Annotated in this window: 16 protein-coding genes; 7 read left to right on the forward strand and 9 right to left on the reverse strand. The window is 68.5% G+C overall.

What is annotated here, in order from left to right:
* Positions 1–7: 7 nt before the first annotated feature.
* From MRBLWH12_RS17760 to sigJ, 5 genes are all read right to left on the reverse strand, one after another.
* Complete coding sequence (locus tag MRBLWH12_RS17760) at positions 8–1,264, reverse strand: beta-ketoacyl-[acyl-carrier-protein] synthase family protein (protein ID WP_363551091.1); 1,257 nt, start codon at positions 1,262–1,264, stop codon at positions 8–10.
* Positions 1,261–2,751: a class I adenylate-forming enzyme family protein gene (locus tag MRBLWH12_RS17765; RefSeq protein ID WP_363551093.1), complete on the reverse strand. Its 1,491-nt coding sequence runs from the start codon at positions 2,749–2,751 to the stop codon at positions 1,261–1,263. Before MRBLWH12_RS17765 ends, MRBLWH12_RS17760 begins: the two co-directional genes overlap by 4 nt.
* A 90-nt stretch (positions 2,752–2,841) precedes the next feature.
* Positions 2,842–3,939 (reverse strand): serine hydrolase domain-containing protein, encoded by a 1,098-nt coding sequence (locus MRBLWH12_RS17770; protein ID WP_363551095.1) that lies wholly within the window; start codon positions 3,937–3,939, stop codon positions 2,842–2,844.
* Positions 3,940–4,030: 91 nt separating this feature from the next.
* Positions 4,031–4,387 (reverse strand): DoxX family protein, encoded by a 357-nt coding sequence (locus MRBLWH12_RS17775; protein WP_363551097.1) that lies wholly within the window; start codon positions 4,385–4,387, stop codon positions 4,031–4,033.
* Positions 4,388–4,463: 76 nt separating this feature from the next.
* Complete coding sequence (gene sigJ / locus MRBLWH12_RS17780; protein ID WP_363551099.1) at positions 4,464–5,366, reverse strand: RNA polymerase sigma factor SigJ; 903 nt, start codon at positions 5,364–5,366, stop codon at positions 4,464–4,466.
* 154 nt (positions 5,367–5,520) lie between these two features.
* On the opposite strand from sigJ, the gene MRBLWH12_RS17785 reads away from it, so the two are divergent.
* Positions 5,521–6,876 carry an FAD-binding oxidoreductase gene (locus MRBLWH12_RS17785; RefSeq protein WP_363551101.1) on the forward strand — a complete coding sequence of 452 codons (1,356 nt, stop codon included), beginning with the start codon at positions 5,521–5,523 and terminating at the stop codon, positions 6,874–6,876.
* An 80-nt stretch (positions 6,877–6,956) separates the two neighbouring features.
* Here the strand turns inward: MRBLWH12_RS17785 and MRBLWH12_RS17790 are convergent, their stop codons facing one another.
* Complete coding sequence (locus MRBLWH12_RS17790) at positions 6,957–7,499, reverse strand: small multidrug efflux protein (protein ID WP_363551103.1); 543 nt, start codon at positions 7,497–7,499, stop codon at positions 6,957–6,959.
* Positions 7,500–7,653: 154 nt separating this feature from the next.
* Here MRBLWH12_RS17790 and MRBLWH12_RS17795 point away from each other — a divergent pair, with 154 nt between their 5' ends.
* The 4 genes from MRBLWH12_RS17795 (at position 7,654) to thrC (ending at position 11,966) form a co-directional block, all read left to right on the forward strand.
* Positions 7,654–8,853: a sensor histidine kinase gene (locus MRBLWH12_RS17795; protein WP_363551105.1), complete on the forward strand. Its 1,200-nt coding sequence runs from the start codon at positions 7,654–7,656 to the stop codon at positions 8,851–8,853.
* Positions 8,850–9,452 carry a response regulator transcription factor gene (locus tag MRBLWH12_RS17800; RefSeq protein WP_341975921.1) on the forward strand — a complete coding sequence of 201 codons (603 nt, stop codon included), beginning with the start codon at positions 8,850–8,852 and terminating at the stop codon, positions 9,450–9,452. The genes MRBLWH12_RS17795 and MRBLWH12_RS17800 overlap by 4 nt, the downstream gene beginning before the upstream one ends.
* 221 nt (positions 9,453–9,673) lie before the next feature.
* Positions 9,674–10,444: a 23S ribosomal RNA methyltransferase Erm gene (gene erm / locus MRBLWH12_RS17805; protein ID WP_363551107.1), complete on the forward strand. Its 771-nt coding sequence runs from the start codon at positions 9,674–9,676 to the stop codon at positions 10,442–10,444.
* Between the two features lie 118 nt (positions 10,445–10,562).
* Entirely contained in the window at positions 10,563–11,966 is a 1,404-nt protein-coding gene (thrC, locus tag MRBLWH12_RS17810) for a threonine synthase (RefSeq protein ID WP_363551109.1), read from the forward strand.
* A 12-nt stretch (positions 11,967–11,978) separates the two neighbouring features.
* Here the strand turns inward: thrC and MRBLWH12_RS17815 are convergent, their stop codons facing one another.
* The 3 genes from MRBLWH12_RS17815 to MRBLWH12_RS17825 all read right to left on the reverse strand — a co-directional run bounded on the left by MRBLWH12_RS17815 (position 11,979) and on the right by MRBLWH12_RS17825 (position 13,758).
* A complete protein-coding gene (locus MRBLWH12_RS17815; protein WP_363551110.1) occupies positions 11,979–12,377 on the reverse strand; it encodes a DUF1801 domain-containing protein in 399 nt (132 codons plus the stop codon).
* Between the two features lie 57 nt (positions 12,378–12,434).
* Entirely contained in the window at positions 12,435–12,848 is a 414-nt protein-coding gene (locus tag MRBLWH12_RS17820) for a VOC family protein (RefSeq protein ID WP_363551112.1), read from the reverse strand.
* Positions 12,849–12,945: 97 nt separating this feature from the next.
* Complete coding sequence (locus MRBLWH12_RS17825; RefSeq protein ID WP_363551114.1) at positions 12,946–13,758, reverse strand: acyl-CoA thioester hydrolase/BAAT C-terminal domain-containing protein; 813 nt, start codon at positions 13,756–13,758, stop codon at positions 12,946–12,948.
* Between the two features lie 69 nt (positions 13,759–13,827).
* On the opposite strand from MRBLWH12_RS17825, the gene MRBLWH12_RS17830 reads away from it, so the two are divergent.
* A complete protein-coding gene (locus tag MRBLWH12_RS17830; RefSeq protein WP_363551115.1) occupies positions 13,828–15,183 on the forward strand; it encodes a M20/M25/M40 family metallo-hydrolase in 1,356 nt (451 codons plus the stop codon).
* 65 nt (positions 15,184–15,248) lie between these two features.
* Positions 15,249–16,709, forward strand: a complete 1,461-nt coding sequence (locus tag MRBLWH12_RS17835; protein WP_363551116.1) for an MFS transporter — start codon at positions 15,249–15,251, stop codon at positions 16,707–16,709.
* The last annotated feature ends 5 nt before the right edge of the window (positions 16,710–16,714 follow it).

The following is a 16,714-nucleotide window of genomic DNA, read 5'->3' on the forward strand; positions in this document are numbered from 1 at the left end:
TCGCGGGTCATCGGCTGGTGAACAGCAGTGCCGCGTTGTGCCCGCTGAAACCGAAGGAGTTCGAGAGCACCGTCTCCACAGCCCGCGCCAGAGGGCGGTCGCGGACGAAGGTCCAATCGTCGAACTCGGGATCGGTGAGGTTGATCGTCGGCGGGAGCGTCTGATCGCGGAGGGTCATCACCGCGAGGATGGCTTCGATGACTCCGGAGGCTCCGAGCAGGTGACCGGTCGACGATTTCGTCGCCGTCAGCGGAACGCGGCGCGCGCGCTCGCCGAGTGCGTGGGCGAGCGCCGCGATCTCGGCGCGATCTCCGAGGGGCGTCCCCGTTCCGTGCGTGTTCACGTGATCCACCTGCGCGGCCGATATCTGGGCGTCGGCGAGGCAGGCGCGGATCGCCGCGGCCGCCCCCTGTCCATCGGGATGCGGGGCGGTGGGGTGGTGGGCGTCCGTCGTCTCACCGAAACCGGCGACGGCGGCCTGCGGCATGGCGCCCCGGCGAACTGCGGCGTCGGCGGCTTCGAGAAGGACGGCTCCCGCACCCTGCGCCATCACGAATCCGGAACGGGCCCGATCGAACGGGCGCGATGCGGATGACGGGTCGTCGGCGTACCCGGTGGCCAGCGCGCGGAGGTTGGTGTTCGCGGCGAGGTGCACGGAGTTCAGGCAGTCCTCCATGCCGACGACGAGCACGGCGTCCGCATAACCGTGCCGGATGCGCCGCAACCCTTCGCCGATTCCGATGGCCCCGCTGGCACAGGCCGCGGTGACAGCGTGCGTCGCGCCGCGGAACCCGTATCGCTGACTCAGGATTCCTGCCGCAGCGTCGGCTGTTCCGAAGACGACCAGGCCTGGCGGGACTTTTCGCGGTCCGCCGGCCTCGAAGGCGGATCCGGCCCGCAGCATCGCATCGACCGGCCCGGATCCGGTCGCAACGATGATGGAGACGCGATACGGCTCCCAGGGCGATGCGCCACGGGACCGATCCCAGCCGGCATCCGTCAGCGCCTCATCGGCGGCCGTGATCGCCCACCGCTGCACGGGGCTGAGGTGACGCGCGAGGGAGGGGGGCAGATCCGGCGGCTCCGGGAACCCGGCGATGACGCCGCCGACGCTGACCGCCATCCCCGTGGTCAGGCTGTCGGGGAGGACGCTCATTCCACTGCGCCCTTCGACAACCGAGTTCCAGAGTGCGGCCGCCGTCGTTCCACTGGCGGTGACGGCGCCGACACCGGTGACGACCACCTCGCGGTGTGACGCGATCACAGGCGCGTCGCTCCGGTTCCGGAGAGGACGAGCTGCACAGTCGCTCCTCGGCGGACCTTGCCTCCGCCGGTGCGGGGAAGGCTCGGAACGGCGTGCCAGCGTCGAGGCACCGACGCTGACGGCAGCTGCGAGGCCGCCCATTCCCGGAGGACTCGCTTCGACGGCAGATCGTCGCCCTCGAGGACGAGGCCGACGACGGTGCCCAGGCTTGGGTGGGGGAGCGCGATCGCGCAGACCCCGCCGACCCCCGGCATCCCGTCGAAGGCGCGCTCCACCTCGGCCAGAGCGACCTTGTGCCCTCCGGTCGCGACGACCTCGCCCCGCCGCCCCGCGAACACGAACATGCGGCCGTCAAGGGAACCTTGGTCATGGACGGTCGCCCAGCCCTCGGCATCCGACAACTCCGCATCCGTGGTGTGCGGCAGGTACTGGGTGGTGCAGGACCCTGATCGGACCCAGAGTGTTCCGAGCTCGCCCGGCTCGAGTGCGTGCCCGGCATCGTCGCGAACGAGAGCCTCGACGCGCGGATACAACCGGATGCGGGTGCCGTCGCCGTCGCGGCTGTCGCCGATGAATCCGAGTTCGCCCGCCCCGTAATAGCTGACCAGGCGAGCCTGAGGCATCTCATTGGTGACCCGGGCGCGCGTCGCCGAGGAGAGCGCCGCGCCGCCGGTGATGATCAGGCGGAGTCCTTCGAAACGCGCCGGAGAACGGTGAGCGGCATCGGCGAGAGCATGCAGCGCCGAGGGCACGGTCACCAGCCGTGTGACGTTCTCCTCGCGGGCGCGACCGGTCAACCACAACTCATCGAGCCGGTCTGCCACATGCACGCGCCCACCGGTGGCGAGCCCCTCGAACAGGGCGTACAGGGTGAGGCTGTACGACAGGGGTCCGGGTGTGAACGTCGCCACTCCAGGGTGCGCGCCGAGGAACTCGCGGGACACCGCGACGTTCGCGAGGTATTGCGCCCGGGTCTTCAGAAACGCCTTGGGAGTGCCGGTCGTTCCCGAGGAGAACAGCATCAGGAACGGGGCATCGTCATCTTTCGCCGAATCCACCATCGGCGCGCCCTCGCCGGGCGTGCCGCCGGCGGATGCAAGGTGATCGAGATCGGAGGCGGGGATGATGGTTCCGCCCCAGCCCGCGGCCCGCAGAGCGTCAGGCAGACCGGGCACATCTGTGAGCAGGATCTGCGTTCTCGTGTTCCGGATCATCTGGATCTGCAGTGCCTGGGGCCACTGAGGATCGACGACGGTGAGAATCGTCGACCCGGCCTCGAGACCCACCACCAGCCGTGCCGTCACGAACGCCGAGCGCACACAGATCCCGACCACGGGCAGGTCTGTCGACACGGGCAGGGCGCGCACACAACCGTCGATGAATGCCGCGATCCCGCGCGCATCCTGCGCCAGCTCGGCGTAGGTCAGGTGTGCGCCGTCGCCGACGATCGCGACGCGGTCAGGATCGACGGTCGCGACGCGGTGCACTGATGACGAAACAGGCGTGATCGGCTTCTCTCTGGGGTGGCTCGGAATGACCCAGCCCAGTGTACTGAACGGTGTTCAGGTGAGGTGTTGTCACTGCGTGTCGCTGAACAGCCCCATGATCCGCTCGCCCATCTCGACCTGGGTCAGCACGATCTGAAAAGAGCCGTCGGGGTCGACGAAGAAATCCGTACCCTGGCCGCCTGACCACCCGTACCGCCCGGCGTGCTCTCCCTCGGTGCGCACCGCCACCCCGAATCCCCATCCGGTGCCGTTCCAGAACCCGGGGAAGAAGCTGTCGTCCGCCTTGGCCCCCGCGGGAACCTGGTCAGTGTGCAGCTGCTCCAGGAGAGCGGGCTCCAGGAAGGTCTTCCCCTGGTGCTGTCCGCCGCCGGCGAGCATGCCGGCGAACGCCGCGTAGTCGGAAGCCGTGGACACCAGTTCCGCATGGCTGAGGTCGAACGGGGCCGGCGCGACATAGAACCCGCCGGCCGCCGGTTCGGTCTGCGTCAGTCCGGCCGTCTCGTCGTGGCGGTACGCGGCGGGCAGCCGGTGCGCCTTCTCGAGTGGGACGCTGTAGCCCGAGTCCACCATGCCGAGCGGACGGAAGAGGTCGTCGGTCAGGTGCTGCTCGAGCGACCCTTCGACCACGCGCGACAGGAGGATGCCGAGGATTCCGAACGAATGGTGATAGCGCCAGGCGGTGCCCGGCTGGAACGCGAGCGGCAAGTCGGCGAGCGCGTCGAGCCACTCCTGCGCTCCCAGCTCGACCGGTTCCTGTCCGGCCTCGGTACGATTCGCGATCATGGCTTCACGCAGGGGGCTGGGGGCCGTCGTCATGCCGTAACCCGATGTGTTCGTCAGAAGGTGGCGCACCGTGATCGGCGTGCTCATCGGCACGGTGTCATCGAGAGCTGCCGCGGGAGAGCGCAGTACCTGCCGGTCGGCCAACTCGGGCAGCCACGTCTCCACCGGGTCATCCAGGTTCAGGCGACCGGACTGCACGAGACGCAGCGTCGCGACCGCGGTCACGGGCTTGGTCATCGATTGGATGCGCACGATGGCATCGCTCGGCATGTCACCCACGCCGATGATCTCGACGTCTCCGTCGGGGGAGCCGGTCGCAGCGACGGCTCCGGGCATGGTGCCGTCTGCGACGTGCGTGGTCAGGATCTGCAGGAGTGCGCTCATCATTCCTCGATTCGCTCTGAGATCCCCATCCTGCCACTGGGTCGTGTGGAGGTCTTCGATGATGCAGGAGGGTGCCGGCGCATCGAGAGGATCATGCGCCGACAGCCCGAAACGTGGCGACGGCGAGCGCCGCGCAGGCGAGGGCGAACATCGTCGCCCAGGGAATCAGGCGGAAATCACGCACCCGAAAGTGGGCGCCCAGCGCGACGAGATAGTAGATCACGAAGCCTGCCGCCGCAGCGATGCCGAGGGAGGGCACCGCGAGTCCTGCCACCAGCCCGAGACTCCCGGCGCCGAGCATGGTGCCGAAAACGGGGAGGAGCGAGTGCGGGATGCGCATCTGATCGGCTTGGGACTTCGGATAGTCGTGTCCGATGAGGTTCAAGACGGCGATGGCGCCGTTGAGAGCCGCGGTGAGAAGGGTGATGGCGAGTCCGAGGATGAACACGTATTGCTCCGTTCGTTGAGGATGCTTCACCTCACGGACGAGACAGCAGAGCGATACGTGACACTCGGATCCGATTTCAGTGGCGCACGTGCGTCAGCTTCGCGGGGTTGCTCACGACGTGCAGCATCTCGATCACTCCGTCCCGCAGGTGCAGCGTCGCTGCGAGCACCGGGCCGGATGCCGTGAGCACGATTCCCGGACCGCCGTTCAGCGGCGCGATGAACGGTCGGGTTCCCTCGGGTGCCTGCCGCGTGAGCTTGAGGATCGCGCGGGCGACGGCCTCGCGTCCGATGATCGGCATGCGCGGCGCGTAGGTTCGTCCGCCGCCGTCGCTGATCATCGTGACGCCGGGTGCCAGCACGGCCATGAGCGCCTCAAGATCTCCGCCGACGCAGGCCGCGAGGAACCGCTCCGTCGCGACCCGGCGCGTCTCGATATCCGTGTCATATCGCCGCCGGCGAGCAGCAACGGCGTTCCGTGCGCGATGCGCGATCTGCCGGACGGCGGGCTCTTGCCGGTCGACGAATTCCGCGATCTCGGCATAGGAGTAGCCGAACGCCTCCCGCAGCACGAAGACAGCGCGCTCGATCGGGGTCAGGGCTTCCAGCACCAGAAGGACGGCGGTCGAGACGGAGTCGGCGAGTTCGACCCGGTCTGCCACATCGGGCGTGGTGCGGATCGGTTCGGGGAGCCACGGACCGACGTATGCCTCCCGCCGGGCACGAGCACTGCGCAGCTGGTCGATCGCAAGCCGGGTGGTGATGCGCACCAGGTAGCCCTCCGGGTCGAGGATGCCGGCCGGGTCGACGCCGCTCCACCGCAGCCAGGCGTCCTGCACCACGTCCTGGGCGTCGACCATGCTTCCCAGTACCCGGTAGGCGACTGCCTCCAGCAGTCCGCGATGTTCGGCGAATGACGCGATCGAATCCGGTCCCGCGATCGACGGGGGTGTCGAGATCTCACGGTCGACGTCGGTCATGATTCATCCTTGCATCGGAGTGTGCGTCACGTGACCCGTCCGCGGTGAGAAACTCGGCGGGCAGACACCGATTTCTCGGATCCGGTCACATTCCGACCGCTCGCATCGTCTTCTTCATGACTCGCCATTTCGGCGGGCATCCGAAGGAGACATCATGCTTGCCGAGATCGACACCCAGCTCGCCGAATTCACCGGCGCGATCATCACTCCCGATTCGGCGGATTACTCGGCCGCTGCCCGTACGCCGATGGCGTCGGCCGCACCGGTCCTCGTCCTCCGTCCTGCCGACACCGCCGACGTCGCCCGCGCGGTCCGCTTCGCGGCGGCATCCGATCTTCCGCTCGCCGTGCGCGGTGGCGGTCACTCGGCTGCCGGATTCAGCACGGTCGATGGCGGAATCGTCATCGACCTGCGTTCCCTCGACGCCGTGGAGGTGCTCCCGGATCGCCGGGTGCGCGTCGGTGGTGGCGCGCTCTGGCGGCAGGTGGTCGACGCCCTCGCTCCGCACGGCCTCGTGATCTCGTCGGGCGACACCGCAGACGTCGGCGTCGGCGGGCTGACCCTCTCCGGCGGGATCGGCTGGATGGTGCGTCGAGACGGGCTCACCCTGGATCACCTCCGTGCCGTCGAACTGGTCACAGCCTCTGGCGACGTGCTCGTGGTGGACGCCGAGCACCACGCCGAGCTGTTCTGGGCGCTGCGCGGTGGGGGCGGAGCGTACGGCGTCGTCACCGCGTTCGAGTTCGAGGCGCAGCCGACTCGAACGGTCGAGTTCGCCGCCCTGACCTTCTCATCCGACCAGGCAGAGCGGATCGTCACCGGATGGGCCGCCCACATGCGGCACGCGCCGCATGCGATCGGATCGACCGTCGTGCTGGCGAACCCGCTCGCCGGCGGGAAGGAGGCTCCCATCGTCGTCACGATGGTGCGCTCCGACGAGGGTGACCTCGTCGAGTCCGTCGACGCGCTGCGCGCGATCGCCGCTCCGCTGTCGGTGGACGTACGCCGTCGCACCTACGCCGAGATCCTGCACCCGGGAACGGAACTGCCGCTCGGGCTGCGCGCCGTGGTCCGCAACGGGTTCGTCGCTCCGGACGCCGCGGATGCCGCTGCCCTCGCCGTCGCCCGGATCGCCGGGGAGTCGCAGCCGTCAGCGATCGTCCTGCACAGTCTCGGCGGCGCGTTCGCCGAGGTCCCGGCCGACGCCACAGCCTTCGCCCACCGCTACGCCGAGCTCATGGTCACGACCTTCGCGGTCGGTCCGGAGGCGGCGGTCGGTGGCATCCGCGCGCGAATGACCGAAGTGTGGCGCGACCTCGAGCCGTACGTCGCGGGCGCCTACGCGAACTCGCTCGACGGATCATCGGTGGATGCCGTGGCCTCGATCTATCCGGAGGGCACGCGCGAGCGCTTGGCGGCGGTCAAAGCCGCGTACGACTCCGCCGACCTGTTCTCGCGCAACTTCGGAGCGCGTCCTGCCTCCACCGGCGCCGAGCGTGGGCAGGATTGAACGATGATCACTGTGTTGGAGACGCGAAACCTGGGCTGATCGACCGCACGGTCTCTCAGCCCAGGCTGCATGGTCACAACTCAGTGGATCGCGTATACCGCGCTGCCGATGATCGCCGTGATGACCGTCGTCCAGCCGATGATCGCGATGGCCTGCCAGATCAGGATGCGGACCTTGCCGACGCCGGCCGCGGCGAGCATGGTCGCGGTGAACTGCGTCGGCAGCAGGAGCGGGCCGAGCAGGCTCACACCGGGAACGCCGTAACGCACGAGCGCACGCTGGAACTTCTCCTTGCGTGCCGTCTTGCGGCCGGAGTCGCCGACGATGTCGTCGTCGAGCGGCCCCGTGCCACCGGCCGGCACGAGTTCGCGAGACCGGTCGCGTCGGGTGACGATGGCCTGTCGGGCACCGGAACTGAGCAGCACGAGGACAGCGACACAGAGGAAGTTTCCGGCGATCGCAGCGATGGCGGCGATAACCGGGTGGATGCCGCCGATGATTCCGATGGCGGCGGCGCCTTCGCCTTCAATGAAGGGGACAGCGCCGGCCAGGGCGACGATCAGCGGCTGCACGAGCTCGGGCACCTGTGCCACGAGGTTCTGGAAGGTTTCGATGAGGTTCACGGTGGCTCCTGGTCTCCGGGCGATCGGTGTGTCCGTCGCGATGAGTCCAGTTCATCGGCATCCGTCTCGGCGCGGCAGTGCCGGGCTGTCACCTCTTCGCGTGCGCAACGCCTGCCGGATCCCTGACAAGTGTCATGCCTCTATCGTGGTTCGAATGAGCACGAAGTCCCTCGCCGCAGGCGCAGAGCCCGGGCCCGGCGCCCAGCAGCTGGCCCGCGGGATCACCGCGACGTGGTGGTACACCGCGAGCGCCGTGATGTTCTTCGAGGTGTTTCTGGTGCTGGTGTGGACCGCGATCGCGTTCGCGGTGACGCCGGGAAGCGCCATCGCGCTCATCGTCGGGATCGGCGGCCTGCTCTGGTGCGCGTCTACGGTGCCGGTGATCGCCGCCTACCGACACCGCATCGACGCTGAGCCAGGGGTTCGATGGGTCCCGCTGGCGGTGCCGGCGGGCGTTTCTTTGGCGTTCGGCATCACAGCAGGCACCATCACAGACAGCTGGCTGCTCGGAATCATGCCCGTCGCGCAGTTCCTCGTTCTGCTGAACTGGCCGAGGGGTGTTCGGCTCCGCCTCGTCATCGCGGTGACTCTCGTGCTCGTCGGCGCGGCCTTCGTCGATGCGTCCTCAGGTGGCCCGGCGTACGACGCGGCCTGGACGCTCCCGGTCGTCTACACGCTCATCCTGCCGGCGATGACGGTGAGCTCGCTGTGGTGGTGGGATGTGTTGATCACACTCGATCGGGCTCGCGCCTCCGAGGCCCGCCTCGCCGCGACGCAGGAGCGTCTGCGCGTGGCGACCGATGTCCACGACCTTCAGGGGCACCACCTCCAGGTGATCGCGCTGCAGCTGGAGCTCGCCGAACGACTCATGCCGCGCGACCCGGAAACGGGGATGGAACAGCTCCGTGCGGCGCGGGCGAGCGTCGACGAAGCGCGGCAGGGCACGCGCGACCTCGCGATGCGGTTCCGTTCGGTGCCGCTGAGCGACGAGCTCGCCAACGCCCGCGATCTGCTGCGGGCGGCCGGGCTCGATGTCGAGACGGCGATCGCGGCGGATGCCGATCAGGCACCGGCATCCGATCTCGGCCCCGTCATCCGCGAGACGACGACGAACGTGATCCGGCACGGCGGCGGAAAGCGCGCACGGCTCGTGCTCGCGCGGGAAGCGGATGCCTGGCGCTATGAGATCTCCAACGACGTCGTTCCGGGCATCGAGCCCGGGCGTGAGGGCTCAGGACTCGAGGGCGTCGGGCGCCGGATCGCCGAGGCCGAGGGCACCCTGGAGGTGCACCGCGGCGAAGACGAGTTCACGGTTGTCGTGACGGTGCCGGCACGACAGGGAGAAGCACGATGATCCGGGTTCTGCTCGCCGACGACGAGGGGATGATCCGCTCTGCGCTCGCCGCTCTCCTCCGTCTCGAAGACGACATCGAGGTCGTTGCCGAATGTGAGAACGGCGAGCAGGCGGTTGCCGAGGCGCTGCGACTGCTGCCGGATGTGTGCCTGCTCGACCTGGAGATGCCTGGGCTCGACGGCGTCGAGGTCGCCGAGCGCCTGAACCGCGCCATCGCGACACGGTGCGTGGTGGTCACCCGCCACGCGCGACCGGGAATCCTGCGCAGGGCGCTGGCCTCGGGCGTCGCCGGCTTCCTCCCCAAGTCGCGCGGCGCCGACGAGGTCGCGGCGATCATCCGCCGTGTCGCAGCGGGCGGACGCTATGTCGACCCGGAGATCGCAGCGGATGCGCTGAGCGACGAGCGCTCCCCGCTCACCGACCGAGAGCTCGATGTGCTGCGCGCCGGACGCCGGGGAGAGACCACGAGTCAGATCGCCCGAAGCCTGTCCCTGGCACCCGGCACCGTGCGCAACCACATCTCCGCGGTGCTCGCCAAACTCGCCGTCGGCACCCGTCAGCAGGCGGTCCTCCTCGCGGAGGAACGCGGCTGGATCTGACGCTGCGCGGATATCGTAGGCTGGTCCGATGGGAACAATAAACAGCGCGCTGGTGACGGCGCCCTCCTTCACGTTCCGCGACCGCCGCGCCTGACGGCGCGCTCGCTCGTCGTACGCGCCGTCTTCCGAGATGCCATCTGCACCTCGGGACGGGCAGCTTCTCCGCGCTCGCGCGCGTTCCCTCCCTCGAGGTGCTCCGATTCTTCTTCTGGAGCGCACTCATGCCTCGTTCTCTTCATGGCGGCCGACACGAACTCGGCCAGAACTTCCTCACCCACCGGCCGACGCTCGGCCGTCTCACGTCTCTTGTCGCGCACACCTCGGGTTCGATCCTCGAACTCGGCGCGGGCGACGGCGCCCTCACCCGCTCGCTCGCCGAGCTGGGCAGGCCCCTCACCGCGATCGACATCGATGAGCATCGAGTCCGGCGCCTTCGGACGGCGCTACCCGCGGTGCGGGTGGAAGCGGCGGATGCCACCCGCTACCCGTTCGACGCCGAGGTCGTCGTCGGCAACATCCCGTTCCACCTCACGACGCCGATTCTTCGTCGCCTCCTCTCCTCGGATGGATGGAGGCACGCAGTTCTGCTGACGCAGTGGGAGGTCGCTCGAAAGCGCGCAGGCGTGGGCGGCGGCACGATGATGACCGCGCAGTCGGCGCCCTGGTTCGACTTCGAGTTGCAGGGACGGGTACCGGCGTGGGGCTTCTCGCCGCAGCCCAGCGTCGACGGCGGCGTGCTCACGGTCCGCCGACGCGCGACCGCCCTCATCCCGCGATCGGAGCGTCGGGCGTATGAGGCATTCATCGGTGCGGTGTTCACGGGCCGCGGGGCCAGTCTGGCGGTGGTCGTCGCACGCGCTGCGCGCGTCGATGTCGTGTCCGCACGGCAGGCACTCGCGCACGCAGGTATCTCCCCCCGTGTTCTCCCGCGGGATCTCCAAGGGGAGCAGTGGTCGAGTCTGTGGCGGCACCTCAAACGGTCACGAGGTTAGGCGCCACGGTGTGCGCATCGGATGCCCGTTGCGCACACCGGCCCGCTTCGTCACCCCGTCGCCGCACCTGCGAGAATGGAACCCGCGTCACTCGCCGATTCCGACCCGAGGAGCCACCGTGCAGTTCATTTCCACCCGAGGTGGCATGGAGCCGCTGCCGTACAGCGACACGCTGCTCGAGGGCCTGGCGCCCGACGGCGGCCTGGCGGTCCCGGAGGAGATGCCGCAGGTCGATGCCGCAACACTGGAGAGCTGGCGCGGTCTGAGCTACCCCGAGCTGGCGACTGAGGTGCTCGGCCTGTTCGCGACCGACATCCCGCGCGACGACCTCGCCATGATGTGCGCCGACGCGTACGCGGATTTCCCGGAGGCCGTCGTCCCGCTGCGGTCGATCGGCGAGGGAATCACGCTGGTGGGGCTGTCCGAGGGGCCGACGCTGGCGTTCAAGGACATGGCGATGCAGTTCCTCGGCCAGGTGCTGGAGTACGCGCTGGAGCAGCGGGACAGTGTCCTGAACATCGTCGGTGCCACCTCCGGAGACACCGGCTCGGCCGCCGAGCACGCGCTGCGTGGCAAGGCAAGGGTCTCGGTCTTCATGCTGTCGCCGCAGGGGCGGATGAGCAGTTTCCAGCGTGCACAGATGTTCTCGATCGATGACGAGAATGTGCACAACATCGCCGTCGAGGGCGTGTTCGACGATTGCCAGAACCTCGTCAAGAGCCTCGCCGGTGACCTGGAGTTCAAGCGAGCGCAGCACCTCGGCGCCGTCAACTCGATCAACCTCGCTCGGATCACCGCGCAGGTCGTCTACTACTTCTGGGCCTGGTTGCGGGCGACGGATGCCGACGGACCCGTCGAGGTCTCGTTCACGGTGCCGTCCGGCAATTTCGGCAACATCCTCTCCGGCTTCTTCGCCAAGCAGATGGGGCTGCCGATCCGCCGTCTCGTGCTCGCGGCGAACGAGAACAACGTGCTGGACGAGTTCTTCCGCACCGGTATCTACCGGCCTCGTGCCGCAGCGCAGACGCTCGCGACCTCCAGCCCGTCGATGGACATCTCCAAGGCCTCGAACCTCGAGCGCTTCATCTTCGACCTCGTCGGCCGCGACCCGCGGCGCGTGGTGACGGCATGGCGCGAGCTCGATGAGCAGGGGCATTTCGACCTCTCGGCCGAGCAGCCGCGCTTCGAAGGCGAGTTCGGCATCGTCAGCGGTACGTCGACGCACGCCGACCGTCTGGCGACGATCCGCTCCGTCTACGAGGCGTCGGGCGAGATCATCGACCCGCACACCGCTGACGGCGTGAAAGTCGCCCGCTCGTACCTGGAGGATGGCGTCCCGATGCTCGTCCTCGAGACCGCGAAGCCGCAGAAGTTCGCCGAGACGATCCACGAGGCGATCGGCATCGAGCTCGAGTTCTCACCCGAATTGCGTCAGATGCTGGATGCTCCGCAGCGCGTCGCCGAGATGCCGGACGACGAGCCGGCACTGCGCTCGTACATCACGAAGAACGCGCTGCACTGACGGCGTCCCGAGTCAGAACTCGGTGCGCTTGACCAGGCCGCGATTCGTGCGGATGTGCTCGTAGTCCCACTGGATACTGCGGGCCGCGTTCAGCCAGCGGGCCACCGCGTCTCGGTCGACGTCTGACACGTCGACGTAGCGCGCGTCGGCCGCCTTGAACGTGCCTTCCGGCGTAAGCCCGGGCTCGTCGAAGGACTGACCGCTCCAGAACAGCAGACGCACGGCGTCCTTGAGGCGGCTGTATCCGACGATCGGGTTCCCGTCGAGGAACCAGACCGGATGCGCGTGCCAGACCTTGCCGGTGGCATCCGGCAGCTCGCGTTCGATCTCTGTGGCGAGAAGCTCGCAGATTTCGCGATCACCCGGGCGGAGAGCCTGGTGGTAGTCGTCGATCTCGATCGCGCGCGTCATGCCTCGAGTATGGCCCTGACCCCCGCGGCGGGCCATACTCGATGTTCGGTGGCGGGGTCATTCCTCGGGGTCGCCGTGGATCATCCACGGGACGCCGAAGCGGTCGACGAGCATCCCGAAGGTTCCACCCCACGGCGGCGCATCGAGCGGCATCGTGATGGTCGCGCCGTCGGCGAGCCTGTCCCACACGGCCTGAGCCTGCTCTTCGGAGTTGCCGCTCAACGACACCGAGAATCCCTGCGGTTTCTCGTACGGCATGCCGCTGGGGGAGTCGGACGCCATCAGCACGAGGCCGTCCGGTGTCGTGAGCTGGGCGTGCATGATGAGGTCCTTCTCGCTCGGGTCCTGCACCATGTCGGGGAACTCCCCGAACACATTGACCTCGAGCTCGCCGCCGAGGACGCTCTGATAGAACTCCATCGCCTCGCGCGCTTCGGTTCGGAACGACAGATACGGGTTGAGATTTGCCATGGTTGCTCCTTGGGAGAAGAGGGATGTCTCGGCCGGCCCCGCTTGCGGGAACAGTCTGCGCCGAGCATCCGACATCCGCAAGAGCCGTGTGCGGGGGCTACCTGAGGGCGTCGAGCACCGGCGGCCACACCCGGTTGCCGAGCGCCCGATCGGATTCCTCGTCGCCGCCGCGCCGCATCGACATCCCGCCGGTGGCGACCGATTCGCCGGGGAGAAGGAGTCGATGTCCTGCGCCAGGAGCGGAGAACAGCTCGGTCTGCAGGCCATGGCCCGCGCGACGCTTCACGATCGCCGCAGCGAACTCCGCGCTCGGCCACACCCGATCATCGCCTCCGGCCGTGAGGATCACCGGCGCGGCGATGCGTTCGACTGGAATCGTGGCCGCTTCAGTGGCGGCGGTGTCGCGGTGCAGACTCGTCTCGTACAGGCTGAGGTACTCGGGCGGATCGTGGCGCGGCATCCACTCCTCGTCGAAAGGGACCCAGGGCAGTGCTCGCCCGTCGAGCGTCCAATGCGATGACCAGCGTCCGTCCTGGACGCCGCCCCATGCCACGCTCGACGGCGATGCGGCGACGACCGCATGCACCGGTCTCAGAGTCGCCGTGAGCAGTGCCGCCTCGGCGCCGAACGACGTGCCGAAGATGCTCACGTGATCGCACTCCGCGCGCAAGGAGTCGAGCTCGTCGATGAAGAGTTCGAGCGGAACCTCGTGCGGCACGGCGCGCTGGCCGGCGCCACCGAACCAGCGGATCGCGCGGACGCGAATGCCGTGCGCGGCGAGGAGGTCGGCGCGCTCCTGCTCGATGCGACCGCTCGACCCGGCGAACAGCAGCACCCCGCCGCCGGACGGGGTCGTGGGAAATGCGTCATGCCGGTCGACATCGGACACCTGGGAGAACGGGACGGGCATGCTTCGATGCTAGGCGGCAGGCCGGACGGCAGGGGAGTGCGCGGATGCCGACGGCGATATCCTGGCGCGATGTCGACAGAGAGCGCCTCCGCCCATCTCCCACGGCCCGGCATCGCCGAGCGCCTCTCGCAGATGATCCAGCTGCCGACGGTGTCGGCCGAACTCGCGGAACGCGGATCCGGACCTTTCGAGGAGTTCGTCGCCCTGATCGCCGAGCTCTACCCGCTCACCCACGAGAGGCTGACACTCGAACGCCACGCCGACTTCGGGCTGCTCTTCCGCTGGGAAGGGCGGCGTGCGGCATCCGACGGTCCGCTCGTCCTGATGGCGCACTACGACGTGGTCCCGGTCGATGAGAGCGACGATTGGACCTACCCGCCGTTCGACGGGGTGATCGCCGACGGGTCGGTGTTCGGGCGCGGAACGCTCGACGACAAGGGACCGCTGATCGTGATCCTCGAGGCGGTCGAGAACCTGCTCTCCTCGGGCTTCGTTCCCGCCAGGGATGTCTACCTGTCATTCGGCGGCAACGAGGAGACCTTCGGCGGTGCTGCGATCGCGATCGCCGACGTCCTGCGGCGGCGCGATCTCATCCCGTGGCTGGTGATCGACGAAGGCGGTGCTGTCGTCGACGCGCCTCTCCCGTTCGTGCCGGGACGGGCTGCGATGATCGGCGTCGGCGAGAAGGGCGTGATGACGTTGCAGCTCTCCGCGCGCGGAGAAGGCGGCCATGCCTCCGCCCCTCCGCAGGTCACCGCCGTGCGGCGGATCGCGCGCGCCGTCGACCGGCTGGGTCCGTCCACGTTCCGACCCCGTGTCCCCCGAGCGATCTCACGGATGCTGTCGCAGCTCGCCGCCCAGACCCCCGGCCCGGCGCGCTATGCCCTGCGAGCGCTCGCCGCCGCTCCGCTGGTGACCGCCCGGGTCTTCACCGGTCTGAGTGGTGAGGCAGCCGCACTCGTTCGCACGACCGTTGCGGCCACGATGCAGTCGGGTGGCACTGCGGCGAACGTGCTTCCGTCGCAGGCATCGGCGACTGTCAATCTGCGCATCGCCCTTGGCGAGACGACGCAGCAGACGGTGCTGCGCGTTCGCCGGCGCATCCGCGACCCCCTCGTCTCCGTCGAGGTGCTCGAGGCGAGCGAGCCCTCGCCGGAATCGCCGACCGACAACCCGCAGTTCGGCCTGCTCGTCGAGGCGTTGGCTGAGGCATATCCGCGCGTCACGCCCGTGCCCTACGTGATGATGGCCGCAACCGATTCACGTCACTTCCATCGGTTCTCTCCCGCCGTCTACCGCTTCGCGCCTCTGGAGATGTCGAATGCGCAGCGGGCGTCGATCCATGGCGTCGACGAGAGCGTCGAGATCACGAGCCTGGAGCGGGGTGAGCTGTTCCACCGGTCGTTGATCGAGCGGCTAGGGTGATCTCACCGCGCGGTGGCTGCTGAGCCCGTCGAGACGTGGCGGGCCGAGAAGAAGCAGGAGCCGCGATGACGCGCACGGGAACACTGGGCACTCTCGCGGTCGTTGTCGGGTTCCTGGCATTCGTGGAATTCACCAGCGGCGTGCTGCAGGGCTACTACACGCCCATGCTCTCGGACATCGCCCGGCACCTCGGCATCCACGACGCCGACGTCAACTGGCTCGAAGGGGCGCAGCTGATGCTCTCCGCCCTCGTCGTCCCTGCCTTCGCGAAGCTCGGCGACATGGTCGGCCACAAGCGGATGCTGTTGATCTCGACAGCCCTCACCGCCGCCGCGGCGCTCGTTCTGCCGTTCACCGATTCCTTCGAGGTGTTCCTCGCGGCGTGGGCGCTGATGGGCTTCTACGTCGTCTGGCTGCCGCTGGAGATCGCACTGATCTGGTCGCGTTCGCGGCGGATGGAAGGGCGTTCCGGGATCACCGCGAAGGCGGCCGGACTGCTGGTCGCCGCGCTCGAGGGCGGGGCGATCATCGGAGCTCTCGCGGGCGGCGCGCTCATCGACGTGCTGCCGCTGACCGTCGTGCTGCTGGTTCCTGCGATCCTCATCGTCCTCTGCTTCTTCGTGATCCTCTTCGGTGTGAAGGAGTCACCGGAACCCACCGGGGGCGTGTTCGACACCGTCGGTCTGGTGCTGATCTCGCTCGCGCTGATCTGTTTCACCGGAGGGCTCAGCCTTCTTCGCCTCGACGGTGGTCTCGTGAACCCGTGGTCCTGGGCCGTCGTCGCTCTCGGCCTCCTGCTGATCGTCCCGTTCGCCCTGTGGGAGCTGCGGCACGACGATCCTCTGATCGATGTGCGCATGTTCCGCTCGCCCGCCCTCGGACCGGTGTTCCTCACGGCCGGGCTGTTCGGGGTGAGCGTGCTCGGTGCGCAGGCCCCGCTGTCGACCTTCGCCCGCACCGATCCGGCGATCTACGGCTACGGCCTCGGCACCACCGGATTCGCGACGTCGCTCATCATCGGCATCTACCTCATCGGGATGATCACCGGTGCGCTGCTGTTCCCCACCGTTGCGAGGTGGACATCGCCACGGGTGACACTGATGGGGGCATCCGTGCTGGTCGGCATCGGCTTCCTCGCATTCCTCCCGTTCCATCACAGCTACGCCCAGGTGATCATCAACATGGTGGTCGTCGGCCTCGGCTCCGGTGCGCTGGTGGCGGCGCTGCCCGCGGCGGCAGCATCCGCAGCGCCGGCGACGCAGACGGGTGTCGCGACGGGCTTGACGAACTCGGTGAAGACGGTCGGCGGCGCCGTGGCGTCGTGCATCTTCGGAATCGCACTGCTGCACGGTGTCACGGGAGCCGCTGGTGCAGCCGAGGGAACAGCCGGGTCGCTGAGCGGCTACTTCACCGTGTGGATCGTCTGCGGTGTGACGGCGCTGGCTGCTGCAGTGCTGCTGGTCTTCGTCCCGAAGCAGGCCTTCACCGATCGCCGCGCCGAGGCCGAGGTCGCGGAGGCGCGCTGATCGTC

The organism is Microbacterium sp. LWH12-1.2, assembly GCF_040675825.1.
GTDB lineage: Bacteria > Actinomycetota > Actinomycetes > Actinomycetales > Microbacteriaceae > Microbacterium.

Coding starts and splice junctions, on each gene's coding strand:
- MRBLWH12_RS17800 (WP_341975921.1), top strand. CDS start 8,850: ATGATCCGGGTTCTGCTCGCCGACGACGAGGGGATGATCCGCTCTGCG.
- MRBLWH12_RS17825 (WP_363551114.1), bottom strand. CDS start 13,758: ATGCCCGTCCCGTTCTCCCAGGTGTCCGATGTCGACCGGCATGACGCA.
- MRBLWH12_RS17830 (WP_363551115.1), top strand. CDS start 13,828: ATGTCGACAGAGAGCGCCTCCGCCCATCTCCCACGGCCCGGCATCGCC.
- MRBLWH12_RS17835 (WP_363551116.1), top strand. CDS start 15,249: ATGACGCGCACGGGAACACTGGGCACTCTCGCGGTCGTTGTCGGGTTC.
- erm (WP_363551107.1), top strand. CDS start 9,674: ATGCCTCGTTCTCTTCATGGCGGCCGACACGAACTCGGCCAGAACTTC.
- MRBLWH12_RS17820 (WP_363551112.1), bottom strand. CDS start 12,848: ATGGCAAATCTCAACCCGTATCTGTCGTTCCGAACCGAAGCGCGCGAG.
- MRBLWH12_RS17795 (WP_363551105.1), top strand. CDS start 7,654: ATGAGCACGAAGTCCCTCGCCGCAGGCGCAGAGCCCGGGCCCGGCGCC.
- MRBLWH12_RS17770 (WP_363551095.1), bottom strand. CDS start 3,939: ATGAGCGCACTCCTGCAGATCCTGACCACGCACGTCGCAGACGGCACC.
- MRBLWH12_RS17815 (WP_363551110.1), bottom strand. CDS start 12,377: ATGACGCGCGCGATCGAGATCGACGACTACCACCAGGCTCTCCGCCCG.
- sigJ (WP_363551099.1), bottom strand. CDS start 5,366: ATGACCGACGTCGACCGTGAGATCTCGACACCCCCGTCGATCGCGGGA.
- MRBLWH12_RS17785 (WP_363551101.1), top strand. CDS start 5,521: ATGCTTGCCGAGATCGACACCCAGCTCGCCGAATTCACCGGCGCGATC.